The sequence below is a fragment of the Frankia sp. CcMO1 genome (genome assembly GCF_977945845.1).
This window is the reverse complement of the sequence record NZ_CDWTMG010000206.1, coordinates 1-2,514: the sequence shown is the minus strand read 5'-3', so window position 1 is coordinate 2,514 and position 2,514 is coordinate 1. Positions and strand designations below refer to the sequence as shown.

The following is a 2,514-nucleotide window of genomic DNA, read 5'->3' as shown; positions in this document are numbered from 1 at the left end:
CGAGTACTCACCGCGGGAGGTCCGTTCCACGATGTTCGGCAGGACGTGACGGGCCCTCGGTGCACCGCCGCCCAGCATGATCCCGCTCGCGGCGGGAGGCCGCCCGGTCATCGCCCGCTCCCGCCGCCGGGGCCGAAACCGGTGCGGCCCGCCCGCCGCAGACCGATGCCCGCTCCACTGACCACACTGGGTACCTGATCCACCCGGGCGACCACGTGATCGACGAGACCATACTCCTTGGCCTCCTCGGCCGTGAACCACCGGTCCCGGTCGGAGTCGGTCTCGATCTGCTCGACGGTCTGCCCGGTGTGGAAGGCAATTCGCTCCTGCAGCGTGCGCTTGGTGTACAGCATCTGCTCGGCCTGGATAGAGATGTCAGCAGCGGTGCCGCCGATGCCGCCGTGCGGCTGGTGCATCATGATCCGGGCATGGGGCAGCGCGTATCGCTTGCCCGCCGTGCCGGCGCAGAGCAGGAACTGCCCCATCGAACCGGCGAGACCCAGCGCGACCGTCGCCACGTCGTTTCCGACGTACTGCATCGTGTCATAAATCGCCATGCCGGCGGACACCGAGCCACCCGGCGAATTGATGTAGAGGTAGATGTCGGCCGCGGGATCCTCGGCGGCGAGCAGCAGCAGCTTGGCGCTGATCGCGTTGGCCACCGCGTCCTCGACCACGGAACCAAGGAACACGATCCGGTTCTCGAGGAGCCGGCTGAACACCTGGTCGTCCGCGGAGCCGAGCCCGGGTGCAGCGGCCTGCGCGGTAGCCCGGTGCGGACCCCCCGGCCCGGCCTGCGTGAGGCGCGGAAAAGATTCGATCATGGTACGTCCTCCCGCCGGCCGTCGGGAATGGGTGCGAGCACGATGGGCCGGCGTCACCAGCGTTGCCGGGAAATCCGCGCCCATGGCGCTGATCTGCTGGCGGCAGATCTGCTCACGGCAGACGCGACGTCCCGTGGAACGACTCCAGCGACCTTCCCCAAGGGGATACCGGACGACGACGCCTGCCCGGCCAGTCCCGGATCCCGTGGCGCCCCCGCCGGATCGTCCGGTCCACCCGGGCGGCACCCGCCGACCCTCGACCCGTGTCGAGCCGACCGCCGGAGGGTGTCCCTGCCTGGGAAGGCCGCAGTTTGGTGACGAACCCCAGCCCCGGACCGTCACCGATCTCCAGCAGCGCGGCTCGACCACCACGGGACATGAGGCACCACGGGACATGAGGTCACGCCACCGCGGCCAGGCCGGTGGGGGGCGCTGTGCCTCGTGATGCCGGCCCGGATGGCCCGGGTGGGCCGGGTAGAGCGGGCCGGGTCAGTTCTCCTCGGGCCCGAAGGGATCATCGAGAAAATCGAGGAACGAGCTGTCCAGGCGACCGGGACCAAGATCGCATTGATCAACGACGTCCCGGCGATCCGGGCTTTCCCGCAGCGACCGGGCGGTATCGTCCCGCAGGCCAATCATGAAGTCCTCGGCGAGGCGCACCTGTTCCTGCAGGGATGCGAGCTTCTCCTCGGCCAGGGTAACCCAGGTTCTCAGCCGTTCCCGCAGTTCCCTGCGATGATCTGGGGCAAGATCGGGCTGGCCGATCCGCTCACGCAATGTGATGAGAGACCGCATCTCCTCGAGCGTGAACCCCAGCGGTTTCATCTTCTTAATGAGGAAAAAACGGTCGAGTGCGTCGTCGTCGTACAGCGGGAAACCACCCGCTGTGTGGCCTACCGGCGCGAGCAGGCCAGCATCCTCGTAGAAGTGGGCGGTACGCAGGGACAAGGTCACCAGGGTGGCAACGTCACCGATCCGGTAGCGGCCGTCACAGGCATCGGCGGAAGATCCGGCGCTGCTGGTTATGGGGACGTAATGAAGTAACAAATACGTGATCGAGAGCATCATCGCAGGTCACAGGCCTGTGGAGGGTTCGAAACGCGCAAGTTATTTCATTTCGACTCCTATGGACAATTCAACCCTTATCACGTGAGCATGACGACTGGTATTCGAGTGTCAAGCGTCTCTAGTATCGGCCACCCACAGCTACACAGGACCGGTAAAGATCTGGTAATCCATGGCCGACGCCGACCGTGACGTCGGTCACCAACCGACTCCGGTTGCTCCACAGGAGCCCAAGCGCCGGCCGCCACCCCGGATCCCGGTCACCCCGGCGAACCGGGGGGCTCCCACAAAATAGATAGCTTTGCAAAACGGATGGCCTTGGGAGTCGAAATGAAATAACTTGCGCGTTTCGAACCCTCCACAGGCCTGTGACCTGCGATGATGCTCTCGATCACGTATTTGTTACTTCATTACGTCCCCTTGACGCAGCGAAGGACCCGGGCGGGCGAGACAACCTGAACGAACCGAACATCCGTGTAAAATCGGATATCTTGCCGGGATCGGACGATCCCGACGGCTCCGACCTCGGGGCACGGGCCCCCATCATGGCGGTTCCGGCACCCATCTCGGACGAGGTGACCATGGATTCACGAGTCCGTCATACCGTCCGGTCCGCATCACCGTG

Annotated in this window: 2 protein-coding genes; both read right to left on the bottom strand. The window is 65.4% G+C overall.

What is annotated here, in order from left to right; all coding sequences use genetic code 11:
• Window positions 1-107: 107 nt before the first annotated feature.
• Window positions 108-824: an ATP-dependent Clp protease proteolytic subunit gene (locus tag AC08OU_RS19275; protein WP_462203099.1), complete on the bottom strand. Its 717-nt coding sequence runs from the start codon at window positions 822-824 to the stop codon at window positions 108-110.
• Between the two features lie 489 nt (window positions 825-1,313).
• Entirely contained in the window at window positions 1,314-1,892 is a 579-nt protein-coding gene (locus AC08OU_RS19270; RefSeq protein WP_476605467.1) for a MerR family transcriptional regulator, read from the bottom strand.
• Window positions 1,893-2,514: the final 622 nt, after the last annotated feature.

Coding starts and splice junctions, on each gene's coding strand:
- AC08OU_RS19275 (WP_462203099.1), bottom strand. CDS start 824: ATGATCGAATCTTTTCCGCGCCTCACGCAGGCCGGGCCGGGGGGTCCG.
- AC08OU_RS19270 (WP_476605467.1), bottom strand. CDS start 1,892: ATGATGCTCTCGATCACGTATTTGTTACTTCATTACGTCCCCATAACC.